Source organism: Aeromonas australiensis (assembly GCF_000819725.1).
GTDB lineage: Bacteria > Pseudomonadota > Gammaproteobacteria > Enterobacterales > Aeromonadaceae > Aeromonas > Aeromonas australiensis.
Genome location: NZ_CDDH01000032.1, coordinates 1 through 1067, shown reverse-complemented (window position 1 = coordinate 1067; position 1067 = coordinate 1). Strand labels below are relative to the sequence as shown.

The following is a 1067-nucleotide window of genomic DNA, read 5'->3' as shown; positions in this document are numbered from 1 at the left end:
GTGCTGGCCAAGCACTTCGGTGGTAAAGCTTTCGCCTTCGACCAGATCGACAAGGCACCGGAAGAGCGTGAGCGTGGTATCACCATCAACACCTCCCACGTAGAATACGACACCGAAACCCGTCACTACGCCCACGTAGACTGCCCGGGTCACGCCGACTACGTTAAAAACATGATCACCGGTGCTGCCCAGATGGACGGCGCGATCCTGGTAGTAGCAGCGACTGACGGCCCGATGCCGCAGACTCGTGAGCACATCCTGCTGGGTCGTCAGGTTGGTATCCCGTACATGATCGTGTTCATGAACAAGTGTGACATGGTTGATGACGAAGAGCTGCTCGAACTGGTAGAGATGGAAGTTCGTGAACTGCTGACCGAATATGACTTCCCGGGTGATGACCTGCCGGTAGTTCGCGGTTCCGCGCTGAAAGCGCTGGAAGGCGACGCTGCATGGGAAGAGAAGATCATCGAGCTGGCTGGCCACCTGGATACCTACATCCCGGAGCCGGAGCGCGCGATCGACCTGCCGTTCTTGATGCCTATCGAAGACGTATTCTCTATCGCTGGCCGTGGTACCGTAGTTACCGGTCGTGTAGAGCGCGGTATCGTTAAAGTCGGTGAGACCGTAGAAATCGTTGGTATCAAAGATACCGTTTCTACCACCTGTACCGGTGTTGAAATGTTCCGTAAGCTGCTGGACGAAGGTCGTGCAGGCGAGAACATCGGCGCACTGCTGCGTGGTGTCAAGCGTGAAGACGTAGAGCGTGGTCAGGTTCTGGCCAAGCCGGGTTCAATCAAGCCGCACACCAAGTTTGAATCTGAAGTGTACGTGCTGTCCAAAGAAGAAGGTGGTCGTCATACCCCGTTCTTCAAAGGCTACCGTCCGCAGTTCTACTTCCGTACAACCGACGTGACCGGTACCATCGAGCTGCCGGAAGGCGTAGAGATGGTAATGCCGGGCGACAACATCAAAATGGTTGTTACCCTGATTGCCCCGATCGCGATGGACGACGGTCTGCGTTTCGCTATCCGTGAAGGTGGCCGTACCGTAGGTGCCGGTGTTGTAGC

General features: G+C 56.1%; 1 protein-coding gene. It reads left to right on the top strand.

Annotated elements, in window-relative coordinates; genetic code table 11:
• Nucleotides 1–1067 (top strand): elongation factor Tu (gene tuf / locus BN1117_RS05150; protein WP_052441423.1); only part of this gene is annotated, 1067 nt, incomplete at both ends.